Here is a 23,200-nt window from a genome sequence, read left to right on the forward strand (position 1 = left end):
CATGCGAACGCTATTTTCGATAATTGAACTTTAGTATGGCAGACCTTGCGCGATGCTGGTGCAGTAAGGTTTTCACGCTGCACCAGCATCGCGCAGTTTTTTTCGCCATTCTCGAGATCTCAGTCCGAAAAGGGGAAAGGCAACCGATTTCGATAAATAGCAACCGTTTGCATATGTTAAAGTTGCGCAAATGTTGCGCAACAACCAAAAATGTAATCTAAGCTACTGTTATCAAACTAATTAAAGCCAAACGGCAACATGGCATCAACATTGCAATAGTTAACTCATTCTTCACAAACCCATTACAGGTACGGCGATGACAGTTAATTACACGCAAGCATTGCGCGGTCAGTTTTTCGACATCACCCAAACCGGAACCCGCCCGGATGAATTACTGGCAAACGCTCGTCATCACGAAGATGGGCTGTTATTTCTTAACGACGGCATTATCGTCGCGCTGCTGCCATGGGAAGAAGGGCGTCACCATCTGCGCGCGGAAAGTGACTATGTCGATTATCGCGGCAAACTGATCCTGCCAGGTTTCGTTGATACGCATCTGCATTATCCGCAGACTGAGATGATTGGCGCATATGGCGAACAGCTCCTTGAATGGCTCCAGACCTACACCTTCCCGGTGGAGAGTCAGTACCAGGACAGCTCGCACGCCGCGAAAATGTCGGCATTTTTCCTCAGCCAGCTACTGAGCAACGGCACCACCACGGCATTAGTGTTTGGCACCGTGCATCCGCAATCGGTAGACGCTTTGTTCAGTGCGGCGGAGCATCTCTCAATGCGCATGATTGCCGGGAAAGTGATGATGGATCGCAACGCGCCGGACTATCTGACTGAAACACCGGAGCAAAGCTATCTTCAGACCCGCGAACTCATCGTGCGCTGGCATAAAAAGGGGCGTCTGAACTATGCGTTGACCCCACGTTTTGCGCCTACCTCTTCACCTGAATTGCTCGCCGTCGTGCAAGCGCTGCGTGAGGAATTCCCCGATACCTGGCTCCACACCCATCTGAGTGAAAACAGCGCGGAAGTGGAATGGGTGAAAAGCCTGTGGCCCGAGTCCGAAAGCTATCTTGGGGTGTATCACCACTACAAACTCACCGGGAAACGTAGCGTCTTTGCCCACGCGATTCATCTGCAGGATTGCGAGTGGGATTGCCTGCACCGCACCGAATCTGCCATTGCCTTTTGCCCGACCTCAAACCTGTTTCTGGGGAGCGGCCTGTTTAACTTAAAGCAGTGCCACGAGCGCGGGATCCGCATGGGGATTGGCACCGATGTGGGCGCGGGCACCACCTTTAATATGCTGCAAACCCTGGCGGAGGCGTACAAAGTCGCGCAGTTGCAAGGCTACCGATTGTGCGCAAGCGAAGCGTTTTATCATGCCACGTTAGGCGGCGCTCACGCGTTAGATCTTGACGATAAGATTGGCAATTTCTTACCCGGCAAAGAAGCGGATTTCGTGGTGCTCGACTTAGCGGTATCGCCGCTACAGAAAATGCGCCATGCCAATAGCCGCGACATATTCGAAAAACTGTTCGTGCTGATGACGTTGGGCGACGATCGCAACATCTGGCACACCTGGATCAACGGCAAATGCGTGTGGACGCGTGACACGCTGGAGGTCGCGGCATGATTCAATTTTTGCTCAATCAAACCTTAAAAACGCTCGACGATGTTGATCCGAATACCACGGTGTTGAACTGGCTGCGGGGGAGTGAACATCGCTGCGGCAGCAAAGAAGGGTGCGCGTCGGGCGATTGTGGCGCGTGCACCGTGGTGCTCGGGCAAATCGATGGCGAGAAAATGCGCTATGACACGGCCAACGGCTGCATCACGCTCATCAGCCAGTTGGATGGCAAGCAGTTGCTGACGGTCGAAGATTTAGCGCAAGGCGACAAACTGCATCCGGTCCAACAGGCGATGGCGGACTGCCACGCATCACAATGCGGTTTTTGTACCCCGGGTTTTGTGATGTCCGGCTTCGCGCTGCACAAAGCCAGGAGCCACTCGCAGCGCCATGAGATTGAAAAACATCTTGCCGGGAATCTGTGCCGTTGCACCGGTTATCGTCCGATTATCGAGGCGATGCAAAAAAGTGCCGGATCTATGCAGGATCAGTTCAGCCGTGATGAACCGCAAACGGTGGCCCGCCTGAAATCGCTGCAACAAGCGCAGATGGGCGAGTTACGCCAATCCAACCGCTGCCTGATACCGAAAAGCGTGGCGCAACTGGCCGAGCTTTATCAGCAAAACCCGCAGGCTCGTCTGCTGGCGGGCGGCACCGATCTGGCGCTGACAATTACCCAGCAATACCAGACGTTGCCGCTGATCATCAGCCTTAATCAGGTCGAAGAACTTAAAGCCATTACCGTCAGTGAAAATCAAATTCGGCTGGGGGCGATGGTGACGTTACAGAGGTGTGAGCAGGTCTTGCAGCCTCTGGTTCCGGCGTTTGCACGTGTATTAGAACGTTTTGCCTCACCGCAAATTCGCAACCACGCAACGCTTGCCGGGAACCTGGCGAATGCCTCGCCCATCGGCGATGGCGCGCCCATGTTACTGGCGTTGGGAGCCAGCCTAGAACTGCGATGTGGCGAGGCGACCCGCGTTCTGCCGCTCGATGCGTTCTTCCTGAGCTACCGCAAAACGGCTTTGCAGCCCGGTGAATTTATCTGCGCGGTGGTGATTGAACGCGAAGCGATATCGCCCACGTTTAACGCATGGAAGATTTCTAAACGCATGGATGACGATATTTCGACGGTATTTGGCGCGTTTAATCTGCATGTCAAAGACGGAATTGTGGAATCCGCAAAACTGGCATTTGGGGGCATGGCGGCGGTTCCGGCGCGGGCGAAAAGTGCGGAACTGGTGTTTATCGGACACCCCTTAAATGAGCAGACTGTCGGGCTGGCTCGTGAAGCGCTGGCCAATGATTTCCAACCGTTAACCGATTTCCGGGGTTCAGGCATTTACCGTCTAAAAGTTGCGCAGAATCTGTTAACGCGCCTGGTTCTTCAACATAACGAACCGAGCGATGCGCTGGAGGTCAACACTTATGTCTACTAACCCGGTGCGTCTGTCAGAGCAGGCATTAATAGAACAGTTTTCCCGTGAAATGAACGGCGGTGCGGGCAAAAGTCTGAAGCATGAAAGTGCGGATAAACACGTCAGCGGCAAAGCGGAATATATCGACGACAAACTCACCTTGCCGGGCATGTTGCATCTTTGCCCGGTTCTTAGCCAACACGCTCATGCGAAAATTTTAAACATCGACACGTCCGCGTGTTATTCCGTGCCGGGAGTGGAGCGAGTTTTCAGCTGGCAGGATGTCCCCGGAGAGCTGGATATCGGCCCGCTGGCACCGGGTGATCCGCTGTTTGCCCGCGACCGGGTGGAATACCACGGCCAGATTGTATTAACCGTTGCGGCGCAAACCCCGGAAGCCGCACGCGCAGCGGCGCTCAAGGCGGTGATTGAATATGAGGTGCTTGAGCCCGTGCTGGATGTCGAAGAGGCATTGCGCCGCGAGCTGTATGTGCAAGAGCCGCATGTTCATCAACGTGGTGACGCAGACTCTGCGCTGGCAGCGGCTGTGCATCGACTTCAGGGGCAGTTTCATATCGGCGGCCAGGAGCATTTTTACCTCGAAGGACAAATTGCCGTCGTGCAGCCCGGTGAAGATGGCAGCGTGACGGTGTGGTCGTCCACTCAACATCCGACCGAAGTGCAAAAGCTGGTGGCCTCGGTATTGGGCGTCACTATGAATAAAGTCACGGTGGATATGCGCCGCATGGGCGGAGGATTCGGCGGCAAAGAAACGCAGGCTGCGGGCATCGCCTGCCATGCTGCCCTGGTGGCGGCGTTGACCGGAAAACCGGCAAAAATGCGCTTATCCAGGCGCGACGATATGCGCATTACGGGTAAACGGCATCCGTTTTTTGTCCGCTACGATGTTGGTTTTACGGATGAAGGAATACTCAATGGCGTAGTCATCGATCTGGCGGCTAACTGTGGTTATTCGCTGGATCTCTCAGGATCGATCTGCGATCGGGCGATGTTTCACGCCGATAACGCCTATTACCTCGGTGATGCGCGTGTCACAGGCTATCGCTGTCGCACAAATCTGGCGTCGAATACGGCCTATCGTGGTTTTGGCGGGCCGCAGGGTATGGTCGCCATCGAACAGATTATGGACCACATTGCCCGCGACCTGGGTTTGGACCCGCTGGAGGTGCGCAAACGCAATTACTACGGCGACACCGAACGCAACGTGACGCACTACCATCAAACGGTTGAACACAACATTATGCCGGAAATCACCCGTCAGCTTGAGGTGAGCGCGGATTACCAGAGCCGTCGTGCGCAAATCGGTGAGTTTAATCGCCGCAGCCCGGTACTCAAACGCGGGCTGGCGCTGACTCCGGTGAAGTTCGGCATCTCGTTTACCTCCAGTTTCCTGAATCAGGCGGGCGCGTTACTGCTGATTTACACCGATGGCACCGTGCAGCTTAACCATGGCGGCACGGAGATGGGACAAGGCCTGAACACCAAAGTGGCGCAAGTTGTCGCGCAGGTGCTGCAAATTCCTGTCGAGCAAATTCAGGTCACGGCAACCAATACGGGCAAAGTCCCTAATACTTCGCCGACCGCGGCGTCATCCGGTGCCGATCTTAACGGTAAAGCGGCGGAAATTGCGGCACTCACCATTAAAGAACGGCTGGTGGAGATGCTTTGCCGTTTACACCATTGCGAAGCGGAACAGGTAGTATTTCGCAACGGCGTAGTGAAAGCGGCAGGGCGACATTTCACATTCAACGAAATTGCTCACCTGGCGTGGCTTAACCAGGTGCCGCTTTCGGCGACGGGTTTCTACAAAGTGCCGGGTATTCATTACGATCGCGCCGCCGGACGCGGACAACCGTTCTATTACTTCTCATACGGAGCGGCGTGCTCGGAAGTGATTATCGACACGCTGACCGGGGAATATCGCCTGCTGCGCACCGATATTCTGCATGACGTAGGGAGTTCACTAAACCCGGCGCTGGATATCGGGCAAATCGAAGGCGGCTTTGTGCAAGGCGCGGGCTGGCTGACCTGCGAAGAGCTGGTGTGGGATGAAAAAGGTCGCCTGCTGACCGACAGCCCGATGAGCTACAAAATCCCGGCGATTAGCGATGTGCCATGCGATCTGCGGGTGAATCTACTGGAAAATCACGCCAATCCGCAGCACACCGTTTACCGTTCCAAAGCCGTTGGCGAACCACCATTTATGCTGGGAATTTCGGTGTGGTGTGCCTTGCAGGATGCCGTCGCCAGCGTGACGAATTATCAGGAACACCCGATGTTAGACGCACCCGCCACACCGGAGCGTGTGTTTTGGGGTTGTCAGGAGGCACCATGAACGATGAATGGATCCGCATTCTGATGCAGTTGCATGAACGCCGTGAACCGTGTGTGTTGCTGACGTTGCTGGCGGACAAAGGTTCGGTGCCCAGAAACTGTGGCACCAAAATGATCGTTGGCCGCGAACACACTTATCTGACGATTGGCGGTGGGCACCTCGAATACCAGTGCATCGCCATGGCTCGTGACATGCTGGAGAAGCAAAACACCGCTCCGCATACCGAGCATTTTAATCTCGGTGCCAGGCTTGGGCAATGTTGCGGTGGAATGACCACGGTGTTATTTGAACCGCTGATTCAGCCGCAGCCGCAGATTGTCGTCTTTGGCGCAGGCCATGTCGGGCAGGCGCTGGTGGCATTATTATCAACCTTACCTTGTCACATCACCTGGGTTGATGAACGTGCTGATATGTTCACTGCCGTGCCGCCAGGAGTGAAAACCTGGCAGGCGGAAGACCCGCTGGATGGGGTGAAATCCGCACCTGCGAACAGTTATTTTATTGTGATGACGCACCACCACCCGCGCGACCTGGAATTAACCGCAGCGATACTGAAACGTGGTGATTACCGCTATCTGGGGTTAATTGGCTCACACACTAAACGCCAGCGTTTTGAGTATCGCCTGGCGGGAAAAGGCATCACGCCGCAGCAACTGAGTACCTTGCGCTGCCCGGTGGGCTTGCCCGACGTGAAAGGGAAACTCCCGGCAGAAATCGCCGTGGCTATTGCCGCAGAGATTATTGCTGTGTATCAAGCGACTGGTTAGACTGGAAAATTAGGCGAATTTTGTCGGATGACGCTGCGCTTATCCGACCTACGGGTATGGTGTTGTAGGGGGGATAAGCGCAGCGTCATCCACCAAATACAGTCTCAAATTATCCTTTGCCCTCAGCAGGAGTGCAGCATGCAAACGGAAAACCCGTTTTACCGCATCAGTTTATTGCCCTACCAGGCACCACATTTTGATGACATTCACGACAGCCACTATCGCCCGGCATTTGACGAAGCCAAACGTATCAAGCGCGAAGAAATCGCCGCAATTGCCAATGACACCGCCGAACCCACTTTCGAAAATACCTATCTGGCGCTGGAAAAAACCGGGCAAATGTTGGGAAGAGTGACGAATGTTTTCTTCGCCATGACTTCAGCAAATACCAACGATTATCTGCAACAACTCGATGAAGAGTTTGCCGCTGAACTTGCCGAACTGGCGGATGAAATGCGCCTCAACCCCGTGCTGTTTGCGCGTTTGGATAGCGTTTACCAACGTCGTCACACGCTAAATCTTGATGACGAATCGCAGCGTCTGGTTGAAGTCGTCTGGCAGAGCTTTAACCTGGCAGGTGCGACGTTAAGCGAAGAAAAGAAAGCACGCCTGAAGGTACTCAACAAAGAAGCAGCTCAGCTCAGTAGCCAGTTTAATAATCGTCTGCATGCCGCTGATAAAGCCGCCGGGCTGGTGATTGACGATGTCAATCTACTGGACGGGTTAACGCCTGCGGAAATTGCCGCCGCGGCGCAACACGCGAAAGCGAAGGGGCTTGATGGCAAGTATGTCATCGCGCTGCTTAACTTCACGCAGCAGCCAGCGCTGCAATCACTCAGTCACCGTGAGACGCGAGAAAAACTGTTTAAAGCCGGTTGGGATCGCACACAACAAAACGATGGCAACGACACGCGCGCTATTGTCGCTCGCCTGGCAACGCTGCGTGCAGAACAGGCGCAATTGCTCGGGTTCGATAACTACGCGGCATGGAAAATTGCTGACCAGATGGCCCAAACACCGCAGGCTGCACTGCAATTTATGCGCGATATTGTGCCGGCCGCAACGGCGCGGGCGCAGCGAGAACTGGCCGATATCCAGCACGTTATCGACGCACAAAATGGTGGATTTAAAGCCGAAGCCTGGGACTGGGCGTTTTATGCCGAACAGGTACGACGCGCGAAATACGATCTCGATGAAGCGCAAATCAAACCCTATTTTGCATTGAATAATGTGCTGACCAACGGTGTTTTCTGGGCAGCCAGCCAGCTTTTCGGCCTCAGTTTCGTTGAGCGTTTCGATATTCCGGTTTATCACGATGATGTGCGGGTGTGGGAAATCTTTGATAAAGACGGTCGTGGTATGGCGCTGTTTTACGGTGATTTCTTTGCCCGTGACAGCAAAGGCGGCGGGGCGTGGATGGGCAATTTTGTGGAGCAATCCACATTGCTTGCTAACGCGCCGGTGATTTACAACGTCTGCAATTACAACAAACCGGCATCTGGCGAAGCAGCGCTCATTTCCTGGGATGATGTCGTCACGCTGTTCCACGAGTTCGGCCATACCCTTCACGGCCTGTTTGCAACCCAATATTACGCAACTTTATCCGGCACGAATACGCCGCGCGATTTCGTCGAATTCCCATCACAAATCAACGAACACTGGGCGCGCGAACCGCAGGTGTTTGCTAATTACGCTCGCCATTACCAAACCGGCGAACCGATGCCAGAAGTGCTCAAAGAGAAGTTATTCCGCGCAGCGCAGTTTAATAAAGGCTACGACATGACAGAACTGCTCGCCGCAGCGTTGCTGGATATGAACTGGCACAGTCTGCCTGCGGGAAGTGCGATTGATGACGTGGCTAAGTTTGAAGCGAACGCGCTGGAGCAAGAGCGCATCAAAGTTGCAGCAGTGCCGCCGCGCTATCGCAGCATCTATTTCGCGCATATTTTTGGTGGCGGTTATGCCGCAGGTTATTACGCTTATATCTGGACGCAAATGCTAGCCGACGATGGTTATCAATGGTTTGTGGAGCAGGGCGGGCTAACAGCAAATAATGGCCAGCGTTTCCGTGAGGCGATTTTGTCTCGCGGCAATAGCCAGGATCTTAAAGCGTTGTATAACGAATGGCGCGGGCATGCGCCATACAGCGAACCGATGTTGGAAAATCGGGGTTTGAGCAAGTCAGACTGATAGTAGATTAAATAACCGGGTGAAAGCCCGGTTTATATGTCTCAATATTTAGCAGGTAAATGCTTAATTTCTTTCAATATTCCGTCTTCCATCAAAATATACTCTCCCTTTTTTAGCTCACCCAGTATTCGCATCACCCCACTGCGTGATAACAGCGTTTTGCTGCGGATATACTTTTCTGCTGGTACTGTTTCGCGCACCGTCTCAGGTTCATTCATCAGCAGTTTTAGTTGTATACAAATGAGTTCATATGCGGTTGGAGCATTAACGGTATTCGCGTAGTACATCAATAGCCGTGAAATGAACTCCATTTGATGGGTCATCAACTCCCATAAGTTGTTTTTAGCAACTATCTCGAAGAGTTCTGTACGCGGTAACTCCGCGATTTCACAGGGTTCATTTGTTTGTATAAACATATAGATTGACGTTTTAAATTCACCCAAGCCAAAAAGGATGGGAGCCTGCATGTTGCCAATTAAAATCTCTTTGTTTCGATAAAAAGAGACTCTACCCTGGCGGACTAAATAGCATTGTCTGATTCCATTTTTCTCAAAAGGGAAGTTGTGGCCCGAGCTATAGAGCTGAAATGTAACAAATGGACTGAGTTTATTAATTAGCTCCCCGGCGTGCGGAGAAAATTTATCTATAGGCATCACAGTATTACCTTTAAGTGTCTTTGAAAAATATAGCATATAACTATATTTTTCTGGCGAGCAAAGATGACAAAAAGGGCGATACGTAAAGCATGATGAGAAGCGATATCTAGTACTTTTGAGGTAAATGATTAACAGCTTTCAGCATGCCTTTTTCAACCGTAATGTAGTTACCCGCTTTCAGCTCCGACAGTATCCGCATGGTTCCGCTTCGGGAGAGGAAGGTTCTGCTAATTATATAATTCGCCGCCGTAATACTATTACGAATTTCAGGCGTTTCGTTCATTAATTCAATCAACTGATAGCGAATGATTTCATAGGCCGAAAATTGGGAGATTTTTGCGCAGTGATCGTGAACACGTGAAACCGTATATATCAACAATCTAGCCAGGCTTTCCCAGAGATTATTATCTTTAATTAAGCGGTGCGCGGTATTTAAAGGCAGTGTGCCAACCACACACGGTTCCTGTGTCTTCAAAAAAAGATACTCCGGCGAGGTAAACTGTTGGCTCATGCCAAAAATAAAAGGAGCGGATTCTGAGTTGAGAATCATGTTGTCATGTTTGCGGTACAAACAAATACTCCCCTCTAACAGGATAAGTATCCTGTTTTCATTATCATCCACATAGTTAAATATTTGTTTGTTTTTTGTTTCAAATATATGGGCGTGTGGCCGAAAATAATCAATAACACGTTCAATATGCGCATAAGGTTTTCCAGGGTTTTCACTATATATTTTTGAAAAATCTGTGTTTTCTTTGTCATGCATGGATGCAGCCCCCTTTGTAAATATATTGTTTAATGAATGAGGTAAATCTTGCTCTCACTCATTATTGCAAAGAGGAACGTTTTTTATATATTGCTTTCTCGGTCTAAAAGTAGACCGAGAAATACCTTGAGTTTGATGCGTGATTTAATGAAAATTGATTTCAACAGAGAAATGATGAATCCCGTAGAAATGCATTTCATAATCCTGGTCAGGTTTTGCAATAATGCTGAATTGATTGCAAATCTAAAAGTGTATGAGTTGGCAAATCGCTGGTAAATGCTTTTTCTGTATGCAAATACTTTCATCGTGGATGAAGCAAGGAAGTCTGGAATATATAAGTTCCATTGACCTGAAGGGTCAGTGTTTGCTTATTTTAAAATTTCGGCACCAATTATTTAATAAAGGAAATTGAAATGAAAAAGAATTTAATCGCTATGGCTATCGCTGCTACTGCTGTGTTGTCTGCTGCTAATGCATTTGCTGCTGCTGGCCAGGTGAATTTTACCGGTGAAATCATCGATGCAGGTTGTGAAGTTGTTAACACCGTTGCTAGTCCATTGGCTATAGATCTGGGGCGTGTTGCGAAATCTGAGTTCACCACCCTTAACTTGCTTTCTGCTGCGACAGATTTCGACATCAAGCTGACTAACTGCCCGACAACAGTTAGCACTGCACGTATTACCTTCGACGGCACAGCTCTGAATGGTGACACCAGCCTATTAAAACTGACTGACACTGCTGGTGTTGCAACTGGCGTTGGTGTGCAGCTTTCCGACTCTGCAGGCGTTCTGCCACTGCGTCAGGCTTCTGCGAGTTATACCCTGGTTTCTGGCAGTACAGTAAACGAACTGCCATTCACTGCACGTTATAAAGCAGTTGATACCAACGTGACTTCGGGTCCGGCAAACGCAACAGTTAACTTCAGCGTTCTTTATAACTAATACACCGCCGATAAGGCTGAATTTTGTTTCCGGCCGGCGGCAATACTGTCGGCCATTTTTTTACCTCCTTTACAGGAATTTATGATGAAAATATTTACTGGTTCATTACTGGCAGCACTTTTAATCACTACAGCAGTTGCTCAAGCCGGCGTGATTGTAGGTGGCACACGCCTAATTTATGACGGTGGTAAAAAGGAGTCTTCACTGAGCGTCAAAAACCCGGACGACGTGCCATACCTGATTCAGACTTGGGTAGATACAACTTCGGGTGGCGCTGAGAAAGCCCCCTTTATGGTGACTCCTCCATTGTTCCGTCTTGATGGCGGCCAAGAAAACGTACTGCGGGTGGTACGCGCGGGCGGTAATTTGCCGAATGATAAAGAATCCCTTTACTGGATGAATGTTAAGGCTATTCCTGCGGGCGAAGCCAAAGAAAATCAGAACACATTACAGATTGCAATTAAGAGCCGTCTCAAACTGATATTCCGTCCGCAGGGTCTGAAAGGAACACCAGAAGACGTCACCGAACAGCTTAAATGGCAGCGCAGTGGCAACAATGTGCAGGTCAGCAACCCGACGCCGTTCTATATGAACTTTATGGAAATTAGCGTGGCAGGCAAGCAAGTGAAAAACCCGACGTATGTTGCACCTGGAAGCTCGGCAAGCTTCGCACTGCCAGCAGGGGTGAGCGGCGGCAGTGTGGGCTGGAAAATTATCAGTGATTACGGCGCCATTGGGCCTGAGCACAAAGGCTCTATGTAACCCGCGAAGGTTGTCACTCTAATAAGAAACACAGCGCATGCGCACTGAGATGTTTTATCACATTGCCGGGCTGCCATTGCAGCCACAGGCTGGGAGTTAATGGATGAATAGCAAAAAAAACCAGGGCCGGTTAGTGCCAGACATACGTATCAGTAAACTGGCGTATTTCATTGCAGGTCATTTGATGTTGCTGGGTGGCATGACGTCCAGTGCCGAGGCACGCGATGTGTTTAACCCTGCATTGCTGGAAGTAGACACGCTCCACCAGGGTATGACTGATCTGTCGGTATTTGAAGATGGAGCCGGTCAACTGCCTGGGGTCTATCGGGTGGATATTTACCTCAACAATGACCAGCAGGACACGCGCGACGTCGAATTCCATATGCAGAAAGGTGCCGATGGCAAAGACAGTCTGCAACCATGCCTGAGTGTGGCCGAACTCAAAAATATGGGCGTGAAAACAGATTTGTACCCTGAGCTGGGCGGGGTAGACGCGAAGTGCGCCAACCTGGCGGCCATTCCGCAGGCCAATGCACAATTTCGCTTCAGCAATCAGCAACTGTTGCTGAGTATTCCGCAAATGGCAGTGGCGCAGAGTGCGCGCGGAACGGTGCCGGAAACGCAGTGGGACAATGGTATTTCGGCCATGTTGCTTAACTACAGCCTGAGCGGGGCGAATAACTACGCGCGCAATGGTCAGGGCAGTGACAGTGACAGCCAATACGCCAACCTGCGCCCTGGCATCAACCTTGGTCCGTGGCGTCTGCGCAACTACACCACCTGGAGCCGTAGCAGTGACGGCCAGGACAAGTGGGACTCGGTGTATACCTATGTGGCGCGCGGCATTACATCGCTGAAAAGCCAGTTGGTACTTGGCGATAGTAGTTCTCCATCCGATGTTTTCGACAGCGTGCCGTTCCGAGGGGGGCAACTGGCCTCTGATGACGACATGCTTCCGGACAGTCAAAAAGGCTATGCGCCGGTGGTCCGTGGTATTGCCCGCACCAACGCACAAGTCATTATCCGACAGAATGGCTACATCATTTACCAGAGCTATGTATCTCCAGGACCATTTGAAATCAATGACATGTTCCCGACCGGTGGCTCTGGCGACTTATATATGACTATTAAAGAAGCTGATGGCAGCGAGCAATATCTGGTAGTGCCATTTGCTTCATTGCCAGTACTGCAACGTGAAGGACGTCTGAAATACAGCATTACCGGTGGTCAATATCGTTCTTATGACGGCAGCGTGGATCAAACTCCATTTAGCCAAGGGACGGCAATTTACGGTTTACCAGCAGGATTTACTGCGTATGGCGGTGGGCAATTCGCCAGCCATTATCAGTCCCTGGCGTTCGGGGTGGGTAAAAACCTCGGCGACTTCGGTGCGCTTTCAACGGACGTCACCCAGGCGTGGTCTACATTGCAGGATCAGCCGAAATATAACGGACAGTCATGGCGCATCCGCTACAGCAAAAACATTGTACAGACTGGCACCAATTTTGCGATTGCAGGGTATCGATACTCGACGAATGGTTACTACAGCCTGCAAGAAGTGATGGATACATACCGTGACGGTAGCTATATCAACCAGCCACTACTTGAACGTCGCCGTAACCGCAGTGAGCTAACGATTAGCCAGAATCTGACCGATGCTCTGGGATCGGTTTCTTTAAGCTGGGTCAGTGAAGATTATTGGAACAGCAACCGCTCTATGCGCTCGATTGGTGGCGGTTATAACAATTCGTACAAAGGCATCAGTTATGGTCTGAACTACAGCTACAACGAAAACTCTACCGCCAGTACTAACGGCAGCAGAGGGTTAGGCAAGGTGTATGACCACGATCAGGTATTCAGCTTCAACCTCAACGTGCCGATGAGCATCTTTATGCCCAATACATGGGCAAGCTACAGCCTTAACACCAGCAAACATGGTAATACCAATAACACTGTTGGCCTGAACGGCACGGCGCTTGAAGGCAATAACCTGAGCTGGGGTGTTCAACAGGGTTACGGCAGTCAGGGTGCAGGCTATAACGGTAATCTGAACGCGGATTATCGCGGCACTTACGGCGAAGTGAATGCCGGTTATGCATACGATAGAAACAGTCAGCGCCTGAACTACGGTCTACAGGGTGGAATTCTTGCCCATGAAAATGGTGTGACTTTTGGTCAGCCGATGAGTGAAACCGTGGCGCTAGTAGCAGCCCCAGGAGCAAGTGGCATTTCAATAGGTAACCAGATCGGGGTCAAAACTGACTGGCGCGGCTATGCGATTGTGCCTTACACCAGTCCGTACCGTAGAAACTCAGTGCAGCTTTCCACAGAATCGCTGCCAGATAACGTTGATCTCGCGCTCAACAACCAAAATGTCATCCCAACACGAGGCGCTGTAGTTCGGGCGAACTTTAATGCCAGCGTTGGCCAGCGTGCACTCATGACTATTATGCGTGTGGGAGGTTCCCCGGTTCCGTTTGGTGCAATGGTAAACGATTCCTCACAGAAGACTACACAGGCCTTTATTGTCGGAGATGCAGGGCAGGTTTACCTGACAGGGTTGGCGAATAAAGGTGCGCTACAAGTGAAATGGGGCAGCGGCGCGCAGGAGCAATGCCAGGTGAAGTATTCCCTTGCGAAGTTGACAACGGACAATGCTGGTATCCAGACATTAAATGGTCAGTGTAATTGAGACGAGTAAAATGAAAGAACCAAAAAAGAATACATCATTACTGATGATTGGCTTATGTATCGTAGGACTCTTTTTTATTAAAAATGTCCAGGCTGCTTGCCCGGCTAAAGCCTATTTGCAACCACCTGCGTCAATAAATTTAGATCCAACACTTCCTATTGGTTCAGTTATTGGCACAACGACGATGAGTTTTCCAACTACTACATACTCAAGCTGGAGTTGTACAGGAACTTCTGCAGGAACTATTACAACCAAATGGGCTGGAATAGGGACAGCGCAAAACAATTTATTCCCAACCCAAATGCCAGGGGTTGCATATAGGGTGTCATTTTCAGGTGGTGCGTGGTTTGGGCTTTTTGGTGCTGCGTACTTCACCTTGTCCGATACGAGCAATTATGCTGGAGGGACAACGGGACTGTCAGGGGCTGTATTAAAATTTGAATTCATCAAAACAGCTCCTATTACATCAACTGGTGCTATTCCTGCGCAGGATATGGTTGATTATACCGAAAACAGTAGAGTAATGGTTAAGATTATATTGAATGGACCGATTCCCGTGATTCCAATAAATACGACATGTAATACCAGTACCCCTGTCGTAACGGTTCCCTTGGATACAGTAACGGCCAGTGATTTTTCACAAGTGGGTGATACCGCAAAAGATAAGCCATTCTCAATTAAATTATCATGCCCAACATCAATGAATATAGCTCTGTCGTTTAATGGCGATGTTATCAATTCATCACAGGCTGTGTTTAAAAATACAGATTCCGCAACTGGAAGTAGTGTTGGTATACAAATATTGAAAGATGGAAACCCTGTGCCAAATGGTAGCGGGAATTTTATTAATATCGGACAGGTATCCGATGAAGTAACAATGGATTTCATAGCGCGATATTATGCGTTGATTAGCAGTGTGCAGATCGGTAATGTTACAGCAATTGCTAATGCTTCCATTGTATATAACTAATTAATTTCGCAATCTCGTTTTATTTGAAAAGTAGGGGTTATTATAATGAATACAAATCTAAAAGATGCAGCATTGGCAGCATTAATGTCACTGGCTTTGGCTGGAGCGGCTCAGGCTGCAGATGTCACAATAAATATCTCAGGAAAAATTGTTGCTTCGCCATGTGTTGTCGATGGCTCAAGCGATATTAACGTTGATTTGGGCCAGACTTTGCAGGCAGCAGATCTCTCCACTGCAGGTTCAACCAGTTCATGGGTGCCCTTTACCATCAGCATGAAAAACTGCCCGACCAGTACAACAAATGTGATTGCGACATTCGGCGGCACGGGCGACGCAGCTGATTTAACCCGTCTATATACCAACACCGGTACCGCGTCCAACGTTGCTGTGGAATTGCAAAGTAATGATGCTTCCAATACGCCGTTGGGGAATACCAAATCGATGACGATTCCTCGTACTGGCAGTAACACAGCGGTGTTCCCCTTACAGAGTCGCGTCTGGTCTAAAGGAAATGCGTCAACCGGTACTGTAGCTTCCGTTGTGTCTGTGGCCTTTACATACAATTAAGTCTTCATATTTGCTGGTATTTTAAAAGTATTATTCAAAAATCACCGGGGAAATTTATTTCCGGTGATTTTTATTAGTCAATGAGGTCCAGGATGTTAGATATTGCCATTGAAGATTCCGATTCATTGTACAGAAACGGAATGGAAATTTTCCTAAAAGAACTATTTTTAAATGAGAATAATCAGCCGGTAAAGTTTGAGGTGTTGACAAAATACAATGCCACTCAGGCGGATGTTATCGTGAAAAAATTCGTAGCAGGGTCTGAGTATACTTGCCAGTCTATATTAAAATATCGCATAAAGCCTGGTTTAATAATTGGTGTCTATGAAGGCGATAAAAAGCATGAAGATAAAAAAACACCGTTGTGCATAAAAGGTATGGTGTTTCTCCATCGCTCGGAATCATTAAGTGTTGCGCGTGCACGTATTATCGATGCGTGGAGTGAAAGCACTTCGACCCCTACCATATTGAATTTCAAAAAATGCCTTGACTGTAAGTATACTACGCTAACATCACAGCAATATATTATAGCTAAATATATATTGCGTGGTAACGACATTATTGAGATAGCGCGTAATCTGGACATTAATGTTAAAACTGTCAGCGCACATAAAAGACTGATAATGAATAAATTCAATTTGCGAACGGATTGCGAGTTAATTCATTTTTTGCAAAATTTTAAAGCCCAAAACCCACAAATGGATTTATAAGAGTGCCATACATCGGCATTTTGATTAGAGTAAAAATTTTCTTGATGGAACTAATTCCAGTGGCTAGCATTTTAATATTTAGAGGGCAACTGATGCACGGCAAGCAACATGCCGTCGACCAGTTCGATATATCCGCCTTGTTTTAGCTGGGCAAGCATTTTCATCACCGTGCTGCGTGATAGTCGCGTTCTTTCCAGAATATACTTTGCCGCCGATGTTGATTTACGAACATTCACGGGCTCTTTCATTAATCCTATTAACTGAAATCGCAGCAACTCATAACTCGTAGGTGCCGTCATAATGATCTCATGGTTTAAAAGGTTGCTGGAAACCTTAGCAATGTGTCCAGCCAGCAATTCCCATGCATTGTTATTAGCAATTAATTCGTGAGCGTGAGCCGTGGTGATAGTCGCGATTTCAGATTCGGTCTGAAGTTCCAGATACAAACCTGATGATTCAGGGAGAAGGTTAGTTACCCCCACCAGGTTAGGTACAGGTAAGAAAGCAATCACAAAATCGTCACTGTTGCGGCGTATCTTGATTAACCCTGAACGGATGAGATAGCACATGTGTACCCCATCTAAACAGTAGTAGAGACGGCGATTCGCAGGGATTTTTTCGTATGTGACATACGGACTCAGTATATCGATAAGATCAAGCGTAGCCTGAGACTGGATAAATTTAGGTGCGCTGTGCGCAAAGGAATCTTTCATATCAAAATGAGTCGCATAGAAATCAGTTGATTTAAATCTAGCATATTCTTAAAGAATAGAAATGACGATTTTTGTTACGTATAATTTCTTTTTTTACAGTTAGTTAGAGGGTTTTCTAATGTACAAGTCAATCAGTACTTTAAAGGTATATTATTAATCGCCTTCAGACACCCACGCTCAGTGATGATGTAACCCCCCGCCTTCAATTGCGCCAGAATCTTCATAATACTGCTGCGTGATAAAAATGACCGACTTTGTATATAGTTAGCAATGCTGACACTCATTCTGATTTCTTCTGTCTCGCTCATCAGCTCATAGAGTTGATAACGAATAATGTCATAAGAGGAAAGGGACGAGATCTTAGTGCAGTGATCATAAACCCTCGAGACTGTATAAATTAGCGAACGTGCCAGACACTCCCACAAGTTATTATCTGAAATAATCTCGTTTGCTAACTGTAGCGGTAGCCAACTGACTTCTGACTCATCATGTGTACGGATATAGAGATATTCTTGCTCCGTCAGTTGTGTGCTCATGCCAAATACAAAGGGTGCAGATTCTGTATTTAACACCATCCCATCAATAGTCCTATAAAGAGAAACGCTCCCTTTATGTAAAAGAAAACATTTTCTCTGGCCTTGCTCCATATAGTTAATAATTTGACGTGGTTTTGTTTCTAAATTGTTAGATAGCGGATTGAGATGCGAGATAAGTAATTCAATTTCAGCCGTGGGCTTCTTGTTTAAAATGCTTGATTCATCTATTAAAAATGGCTTTTGTTGTTCAAATACAGTCATTTACATAATCTCTTTGTTGACCAGGAACATTCTTAGGAATGCTATATGCGGCTGCATTATGGTTAAGAACTTTTATTAAGTGAATAAATGTTACGGTGTAAAATTACACTCAAAAACACCTTGAGTTTAATCTGGGTTTTGATGAAAATTGATTCAAGCAGGGAATGAGGGAATGGTACAAAGAATGATTTATTAATATAAACGTGGTTTCTTGTTTTATACGCCGAAAATAACGTGAATATTAATGATGGAAATCATCTTTATACGATTCTAAATTATTCTCTGTAACTATCACATGATGATGATGCATGGAAAACATGACGATATATTTTTCATTATTTCACGATAATGAATAGGGCTTCTTTTGCCTGAATAAAACGTCAAATAAATATATAAAGGAAAATGAAATGAAAAAGAATTTAATCGCTGTTGTTGTTGCTGCAATCGCTGCTGTATCCGCCTCTAATGCTATGGCTACTGCAGGCACAGTTAATTTCACAGGTTTAATTCTGGATACAGCTTGTACTGTAGATGTGGCTTCTCAAAACCAGACTGTTCCATTGGGTGAATACAATAAATCTGAATTCACTGCTCAGGGTGCTGTGACTGCGGCTAAGAAATTCTCTATCGTGCTGAAAGACTGCCCTGAAGCAATCAAAATTGCCCACGTGCGTTTCGACGGTCAACCAGAAGTGAGTGATTCTACTCTGCTGGCTATCGACAGCACCACGCCGGGCGCTGCAACCGGTGTTGCAATCAACCTGATGTCTGCTGACAAAGTTCAGTTGCCAATGCATGGCGAAAACAGCTATCGCTACAACCTGACTGATACTGCTGACAACGTTCTGGATTTCTACGCTCAGTATAAATCAACTGCAACAACAGTGACGGCTGGCCCGGCTAACTCTGTAGCCAGCTTCTCTGTTGTTTATAACTAATATCCGCACAGACATGACAAGGGGGCCGGATTTCCCGGCCCTTTTTTACAGAGGTATCAAATGAATTTTGTGAGTAAAACTTTTATTGCCCTGGTGATAGCCAGCACGGCTATTTCTGCAGCCAATGCCGGCGTTGTAATTGGTGGAACCCGGGTAATATATGACGGCGGAAAAAAGGAAGCTTCACTGAGCGTCAATAATCCCGATTCTGTGCCATATCTTATTCAGTCATGGATTGACACCCAATCAGGTGGCGCTGAGAAAGCTCCCTTTATTATTACGCCGCCGCTGTTTCGTTTAGATAATGGGCAACAGAATATATTGCGTATCGTACGTGCCGGGAATTTGCCGGATAATAAAGAATCCATGTTCTGGCTAAATATAAAATCGATTCCTTCTGCACCTAAAAAGGAAAATACCCTCCAGGTCGCGGTGAAAACGCGCATTAAATTAATTTATCGCCCGGAAGTGTTAAAGAAAGAGATACCGGAAAAATTAGCCGGACAGCTGACCTGGCAGAAAGTCGGTAACCAGGTGCAGGTGACTAATCCAACCAATTATTACATGAATTTCAACCAGATCACGGTGAGCGGTAAAGTCGTGCCGGAGGTGACTTTCGTCGCGCCTGGCAGTACTGCACGCTTCAATTTACCCGCAGGAGTTTCATCTGGCGCGTTAAGTTTTAAATTAATCAGTGATTATGGCGGCACCGGTGAAGCTCATAACGCCACAATTTAATAACCCGAATAAATACTTCCCGGACGTACAGGGTAGTACGGACCAGAATTATATAGCCTGATATATACAGGCAGGAAGTTAATGATGAAAGCAAATAATCGTCTTCAATTACGATCGACCCATCTCGCCTGGTGTGTAGCACTGGCCTGTTCAGGAATGAGTGAAATCGCGCAGTCGCGTGATTATTTTAACCCGGCATTACTCGAGGTTAATAACCCCTCATCACAAGGTGCCGATCTTGCTGCTTTTGAAGATGGCGAGCAGGCAGCCGGTATTTATCGAGTTGATATTGTTCTTCACAATCAAATCGTCGATACCAGGGATGTTACGTTTAAATTAGTCAAAGAAGGCAATGGAGAGGCAAAACTTCAACCTTGTTTGTCTGCCGGTGTTTTACAAAGTTACGGCGTGAAAACAACGCTGTTCCCGGAAATAAAAGCCGATGCGCAATGTGCCAATCTTGCTGCTATTCCACTCGCGTCAGCGGAGTTTTTATTTTCTTCCCAACGGTTGTTACTGAGTATTCCTCAGGCAGCACTTTCCGCGCAGGCGCGCGGCTATGTCGCGCCCGAACTCTGGGATGAAGGGATTAATGCGCTGTTGCTGAACTACAGCGTGAGCGGTAATAACACATTCGTGCGCAATGGTGAGAATAGTAACAGCCAGTATGCCAACCTGCGTCCGGGAATTAACTACGGCGCATGGCGCTTGCGTAACTACACCACGTGGAATCGCGACAGCGCCGGTAAAGACAAATGGGACACGGTTTATACCTACGCCCAGCGTGATGTCGTTGCCCTGAAAAGCCAGATGACACTGGGCGATAGCTCAACACCAGCTGACGTGTTCGACAGTATTCCGTTCCGTGGCGGTCAACTTGCCTCTGACGACGATATGTTACCGGACAGCCTGAAAGGGTACGCCCCTGTGGTGCGCGGAATTGCACGCACCAATGCGCAGGTGATTATTCGCCAGAGCGGTTACGTTATTTATCAAAGCTATGTGGCACCGGGTGCCTTTGAAATTACCGATATGTACCCGACCGGCGGCTCCGGTGATTTGTATGTCACCATAAAAGAAGCCGATGGCAGCGAACAATACCTGGTGGTGCCTTTTGCATCCGTGCCTGTTTTGCAGCGTGAAGGGCGATTCAAATACAGCCTGACGGGTGGGCAGTATCGCTCGTACAGCAGCAGTGTGGAAAAAACACCGCTGGCACAGGGCACCGCAATCTATGGTTTGCCGCATGGTTTTACCATTTATGGTGGTTTGCAGGAATCGAGCCGCTACCAGTCACTGGCGCTGGGATTGGGTAAAAACCTTGGCGATATTGGCGCAATTTCAACGGATGTGACGCAAGGCTGGTCAAGGCCAAAAGATGGGCTAAAAACGGACGGGCAGTCATGGCGTGTTCGCTATAGCAAGAACTTCTCCGACTCAGGAACCAACTTTGCGATTGCTGGTTATCGTTATTCCACCTCTGGCTTTTATAGCATGCAGGAAATACTCGATACCTACAGCGATTCAGACTTTATCCAGGACCGCCGTCGCAATCGTGCGGAAATGACCCTGAGTCAGGCGCTGGGTAAAAACATGGGGGCTATGACGCTGTCGGCCATCCGTGAAGATTACTGGAATATTAATAAAACCATGGAGTCGTATGGCGCGAGCTATAACAACGCCTGGAATAGTGTCAGTTACAGTCTGGGTTACACATGGAGTAAAAACTCGACGGCAAATGGCAGTAATAGCGGGAAAATTTACACTAACGACCAGCTGGTCTCTCTGAATATCAGCGTGCCGTTGTCAAACTTCCTGCCAAACAGCTGGGCTAACTACAACATGAATACCAGCAAGCGCGGCAATACCACCCATAATGTCGGCGTCAGTGGTATCGCGTTACCAGGAAACGCACTGAGCTGGAACGTGCAGCAGGGCTACGGCACGAACGACGTTGGCTACACTGGAAACTTGAACGCCGATTACCGGGGAACTTACGGTGAAGCGCTCGCGGGCTACAGCTACGATCAGCATTCACAGCGCGTGAACTATGGAATATCGGGTGGTGTGCTTGCTCATAGTGACGGCATCACGCTGGCGCAGCCGTTCGGTGAAACCATCGCGTTGGTCAAAGCACCGGGTGCTGCCAGTGTTGGGGTGTTGAACCAGAATGGGGTGAAAACGGATTATCGCGGCTACACCGTGGTGAGTAATATGTCGCCATTCCGTAAAAATGACATCAGTTTCGATACCGGTAGTATGCCGGATAACGTTGAGCTGGAATTGACCACAAAAACCGTGGTACCGACTCGTGGCGCGGTGGTGCGTGCGGTTTATCAAGCTAACGTTGGGCAAAGGGCGCTTATTAATCTTAAACGCACTAATGGCGAACCAGTCCCATTTGGTGCCATTGTATCAATGAATAACAAAGACACCGCTAACCATGGTTTTATTGTTGGTGATAACGGGCAGGTTTATTTAACCGGCCAGAACAGTAACCTCGATTTCACAGTGAAATGGGGTGAGGACGCAACACAAATTTGCCAGGTTAAAGCTACTTTGCCCCAGTCAAAAAATGATGCATCCATTGTTCAGTTAGATACCGTGTGTCATTAAGGAATTTGCTATGAAATATTTTGCTTTAATTATCACATTATTATTTTCTGGTATGGCGGGGGCGACTTGCCAGACAGTTAATAATTGGCTGTCAACTATTGATGCCGGAAACATAATCGTTCAGCGCGATACGCCGGTAGGTGCTTTAATTGCCAGTATACCAACACCAGTCGTCGCTTCTACACTATTGGCTGTATGTACTGATGGTGGTGGCCAGGCAATTGGTCAGTTCGATTATATGGGCGGGGTGGCGACTTCCATTCCTAATGTGTATTACACTAATATTCCCGGAGTTGGTATGGAGATTATCGGTAACTCTGGGGGGGTGTCTAGTATGCAAAACCCACCGAGGAGTTATGTGCTGAGTGCTGGTATGGTATTGACAAATATCTATAGTGGGAATCCTCAAGTCGTAAATCTGTATAAAGTTGGAAATATTATCTCAGGCAATTTTGTTCCAGGCAGAGTCGGGCATCAAATGGTTGCGGATGATGGTGGATTTATTCGTGAGATCCAATTATCGGGTGGGTCTGTTACGCAGGTGGCTTGTTCGATAAAAACACCTAATTTAGTTTTCCCGCTGGGTGACGTTCCGGTTTCAACCTTCGGGAATACCATTGGTTTTATACCTGATGTGAGTTCCACGCAAAACCTGGGGCTGGATTGCGATGCCGGTGCCAATATTAATGTGTCGCTAAATGGAACGCAAAACCCGGACAGTTCAGATGCTAGCGTATTAGCCCTTAATAACCAGGGCGGGAATGATGTCGCCAGCGGGTTAGGAATTCAGCTTCTTTATAACGATGTACCTTTAGTACTGAACGACACAATTGTGCTGAAAACTTCTCCGGGTGGTGTTGAAACCTTCCCTCTGAAAGCGCGGTACATTCAGACTAAAACCACCGTAACGGCTGGCGACGCAAGTACTAATGCCACGCTGCAATTAACTTATCAATAAGGG

19 protein-coding genes are annotated in these 23,200 nt (G+C 48.4%); 15 read left to right on the plus strand and 4 right to left on the minus strand.

Features of this window, described 5'->3' with window-relative positions; genetic code table 11:
• The first annotated feature begins 316 nt into the window (after window positions 1-316).
• The 5 genes from guaD (at window position 317) to dcp (ending at window position 8,373) form a co-directional block, all read left to right on the plus strand.
• Entirely contained in the window at window positions 317-1,648 is a 1,332-nt protein-coding gene (gene guaD / locus DY231_RS11150) for a guanine deaminase (RefSeq protein ID WP_115628416.1), read from the plus strand.
• Entirely contained in the window at window positions 1,645-3,081 is a 1,437-nt protein-coding gene (gene xdhA / locus DY231_RS11155) for a xanthine dehydrogenase small subunit (RefSeq protein ID WP_115628417.1), read from the plus strand. Before guaD ends, xdhA begins: the two co-directional genes overlap by 4 nt.
• A complete protein-coding gene (gene xdhB / locus DY231_RS11160; protein ID WP_115628418.1) occupies window positions 3,071-5,416 on the plus strand; it encodes a xanthine dehydrogenase molybdopterin binding subunit in 2,346 nt (781 codons plus the stop codon). The genes xdhA and xdhB overlap by 11 nt, the downstream gene beginning before the upstream one ends.
• Entirely contained in the window at window positions 5,413-6,183 is a 771-nt protein-coding gene (gene xdhC / locus DY231_RS11165) for a xanthine dehydrogenase accessory protein XdhC (RefSeq protein ID WP_115628419.1), read from the plus strand. The genes xdhB and xdhC overlap by 4 nt, the downstream gene beginning before the upstream one ends.
• A 138-nt stretch (window positions 6,184-6,321) precedes the next feature.
• Window positions 6,322-8,373, plus strand: a complete 2,052-nt coding sequence (dcp, locus tag DY231_RS11170; RefSeq protein WP_115628420.1) for a peptidyl-dipeptidase Dcp — start codon at window positions 6,322-6,324, stop codon at window positions 8,371-8,373.
• Between the two features lie 41 nt (window positions 8,374-8,414).
• Here dcp and DY231_RS11175 read toward each other — a convergent pair whose 3' ends face one another.
• Together DY231_RS11175 and DY231_RS11180 are read right to left on the minus strand one after the other, a co-directional pair.
• On the minus strand, window positions 8,415-9,026 hold the full coding sequence (locus tag DY231_RS11175) for a helix-turn-helix domain-containing protein (protein WP_256682707.1): 612 nt from the start codon (window positions 9,024-9,026) through the stop codon (window positions 8,415-8,417).
• Window positions 9,027-9,135: 109 nt separating this feature from the next.
• The gene (locus DY231_RS11180) at window positions 9,136-9,795 is read right to left on the minus strand and encodes a winged helix-turn-helix transcriptional regulator (protein WP_115628422.1); all 660 of its coding nucleotides are present in this window, start codon (window positions 9,793-9,795) and stop codon (window positions 9,136-9,138) included.
• A gap of 413 nt (window positions 9,796-10,208) precedes the next feature.
• Here DY231_RS11180 and DY231_RS11185 point away from each other — a divergent pair, with 413 nt between their 5' ends.
• The 6 genes from DY231_RS11185 (at window position 10,209) to DY231_RS11210 (ending at window position 16,437) form a co-directional block, all read left to right on the plus strand.
• Window positions 10,209-10,736 (plus strand): fimbrial protein, encoded by a 528-nt coding sequence (locus tag DY231_RS11185; RefSeq protein ID WP_115628423.1) that lies wholly within the window; start codon window positions 10,209-10,211, stop codon window positions 10,734-10,736.
• Between the two features lie 84 nt (window positions 10,737-10,820).
• Window positions 10,821-11,498, plus strand: coding sequence for a fimbrial biogenesis chaperone (locus tag DY231_RS11190; protein ID WP_115628424.1), 678 nt, complete (start codon window positions 10,821-10,823; stop codon window positions 11,496-11,498).
• Window positions 11,499-11,601: 103 nt separating this feature from the next.
• Window positions 11,602-14,190, plus strand: a complete 2,589-nt coding sequence (locus DY231_RS11195) for a fimbria/pilus outer membrane usher protein (protein WP_147295642.1) — start codon at window positions 11,602-11,604, stop codon at window positions 14,188-14,190.
• A gap of 10 nt (window positions 14,191-14,200) precedes the next feature.
• Window positions 14,201-15,160: a fimbrial protein gene (locus tag DY231_RS11200; protein ID WP_172588682.1), complete on the plus strand. Its 960-nt coding sequence runs from the start codon at window positions 14,201-14,203 to the stop codon at window positions 15,158-15,160.
• Between the two features lie 45 nt (window positions 15,161-15,205).
• Window positions 15,206-15,727: a fimbrial protein gene (locus DY231_RS11205; RefSeq protein WP_115628425.1), complete on the plus strand. Its 522-nt coding sequence runs from the start codon at window positions 15,206-15,208 to the stop codon at window positions 15,725-15,727.
• Between the two features lie 92 nt (window positions 15,728-15,819).
• On the plus strand, window positions 15,820-16,437 hold the full coding sequence (locus tag DY231_RS11210) for a helix-turn-helix domain-containing protein (RefSeq protein ID WP_172588683.1): 618 nt from the start codon (window positions 15,820-15,822) through the stop codon (window positions 16,435-16,437).
• 71 nt (window positions 16,438-16,508) lie between these two features.
• On the opposite strand, the gene DY231_RS11215 is transcribed toward DY231_RS11210, so the two are convergent.
• Together DY231_RS11215 and DY231_RS11220 are read right to left on the minus strand one after the other, a co-directional pair.
• Complete coding sequence (locus DY231_RS11215; RefSeq protein WP_172588684.1) at window positions 16,509-17,006, minus strand: helix-turn-helix domain-containing protein; 498 nt, start codon at window positions 17,004-17,006, stop codon at window positions 16,509-16,511.
• A 275-nt stretch (window positions 17,007-17,281) separates the two neighbouring features.
• On the minus strand, window positions 17,282-17,947 hold the full coding sequence (locus tag DY231_RS11220) for a winged helix-turn-helix transcriptional regulator (protein ID WP_115628428.1): 666 nt from the start codon (window positions 17,945-17,947) through the stop codon (window positions 17,282-17,284).
• A gap of 407 nt (window positions 17,948-18,354) precedes the next feature.
• Here DY231_RS11220 and DY231_RS11225 point away from each other — a divergent pair, with 407 nt between their 5' ends.
• The 4 genes from DY231_RS11225 to DY231_RS11240 all read left to right on the plus strand — a co-directional run bounded on the left by DY231_RS11225 (window position 18,355) and on the right by DY231_RS11240 (window position 23,197).
• On the plus strand, window positions 18,355-18,885 hold the full coding sequence (locus DY231_RS11225) for a fimbrial protein (RefSeq protein WP_115628429.1): 531 nt from the start codon (window positions 18,355-18,357) through the stop codon (window positions 18,883-18,885).
• 60 nt (window positions 18,886-18,945) lie between these two features.
• Window positions 18,946-19,623 carry a fimbrial biogenesis chaperone gene (locus DY231_RS11230; RefSeq protein ID WP_115628430.1) on the plus strand — a complete coding sequence of 226 codons (678 nt, stop codon included), beginning with the start codon at window positions 18,946-18,948 and terminating at the stop codon, window positions 19,621-19,623.
• An 81-nt stretch (window positions 19,624-19,704) separates the two neighbouring features.
• Window positions 19,705-22,239, plus strand: a complete 2,535-nt coding sequence (locus DY231_RS11235; protein ID WP_115628431.1) for a fimbria/pilus outer membrane usher protein — start codon at window positions 19,705-19,707, stop codon at window positions 22,237-22,239.
• 10 nt (window positions 22,240-22,249) lie between these two features.
• Window positions 22,250-23,197: a fimbrial protein gene (locus DY231_RS11240; RefSeq protein WP_115628432.1), complete on the plus strand. Its 948-nt coding sequence runs from the start codon at window positions 22,250-22,252 to the stop codon at window positions 23,195-23,197.
• Window positions 23,198-23,200 lie beyond the last annotated feature (3 nt).

The sequence above is a fragment of the Buttiauxella agrestis genome (assembly GCF_900446255.1).
GTDB lineage: Bacteria > Pseudomonadota > Gammaproteobacteria > Enterobacterales > Enterobacteriaceae > Buttiauxella > Buttiauxella agrestis.

Excerpts from the sequence above, each read along its gene's own strand:
- guaD (WP_115628416.1), top strand. The coding sequence starts at position 317 with ATGACAGTTAATTACACGCAAGCATTGCGCGGTCAGTTTTTCGACATC.
- xdhA (WP_115628417.1), top strand. The coding sequence starts at position 1,645 with ATGATTCAATTTTTGCTCAATCAAACCTTAAAAACGCTCGACGATGTT.
- xdhB (WP_115628418.1), top strand. The coding sequence starts at position 3,071 with ATGTCTACTAACCCGGTGCGTCTGTCAGAGCAGGCATTAATAGAACAG.
- xdhC (WP_115628419.1), top strand. The coding sequence starts at position 5,413 with ATGAACGATGAATGGATCCGCATTCTGATGCAGTTGCATGAACGCCGT.
- dcp (WP_115628420.1), top strand. The coding sequence starts at position 6,322 with ATGCAAACGGAAAACCCGTTTTACCGCATCAGTTTATTGCCCTACCAG.
- DY231_RS11175 (WP_256682707.1), bottom strand. The coding sequence starts at position 9,026 with ATGCCTATAGATAAATTTTCTCCGCACGCCGGGGAGCTAATTAATAAA.
- DY231_RS11180 (WP_115628422.1), bottom strand. The coding sequence starts at position 9,795 with ATGCATGACAAAGAAAACACAGATTTTTCAAAAATATATAGTGAAAAC.
- DY231_RS11185 (WP_115628423.1), top strand. The coding sequence starts at position 10,209 with ATGAAAAAGAATTTAATCGCTATGGCTATCGCTGCTACTGCTGTGTTG.
- DY231_RS11190 (WP_115628424.1), top strand. The coding sequence starts at position 10,821 with ATGAAAATATTTACTGGTTCATTACTGGCAGCACTTTTAATCACTACA.
- DY231_RS11195 (WP_147295642.1), top strand. The coding sequence starts at position 11,602 with ATGAATAGCAAAAAAAACCAGGGCCGGTTAGTGCCAGACATACGTATC.
- DY231_RS11200 (WP_172588682.1), top strand. The coding sequence starts at position 14,201 with ATGAAAGAACCAAAAAAGAATACATCATTACTGATGATTGGCTTATGT.
- DY231_RS11205 (WP_115628425.1), top strand. The coding sequence starts at position 15,206 with ATGAATACAAATCTAAAAGATGCAGCATTGGCAGCATTAATGTCACTG.
- DY231_RS11210 (WP_172588683.1), top strand. The coding sequence starts at position 15,820 with ATGTTAGATATTGCCATTGAAGATTCCGATTCATTGTACAGAAACGGA.
- DY231_RS11215 (WP_172588684.1), bottom strand. The coding sequence starts at position 17,006 with ATGTGCTATCTCATCCGTTCAGGGTTAATCAAGATACGCCGCAACAGT.
- DY231_RS11220 (WP_115628428.1), bottom strand. The coding sequence starts at position 17,947 with ATGACTGTATTTGAACAACAAAAGCCATTTTTAATAGATGAATCAAGC.
- DY231_RS11225 (WP_115628429.1), top strand. The coding sequence starts at position 18,355 with ATGAAAAAGAATTTAATCGCTGTTGTTGTTGCTGCAATCGCTGCTGTA.
- DY231_RS11230 (WP_115628430.1), top strand. The coding sequence starts at position 18,946 with ATGAATTTTGTGAGTAAAACTTTTATTGCCCTGGTGATAGCCAGCACG.
- DY231_RS11235 (WP_115628431.1), top strand. The coding sequence starts at position 19,705 with ATGATGAAAGCAAATAATCGTCTTCAATTACGATCGACCCATCTCGCC.
- DY231_RS11240 (WP_115628432.1), top strand. The coding sequence starts at position 22,250 with ATGAAATATTTTGCTTTAATTATCACATTATTATTTTCTGGTATGGCG.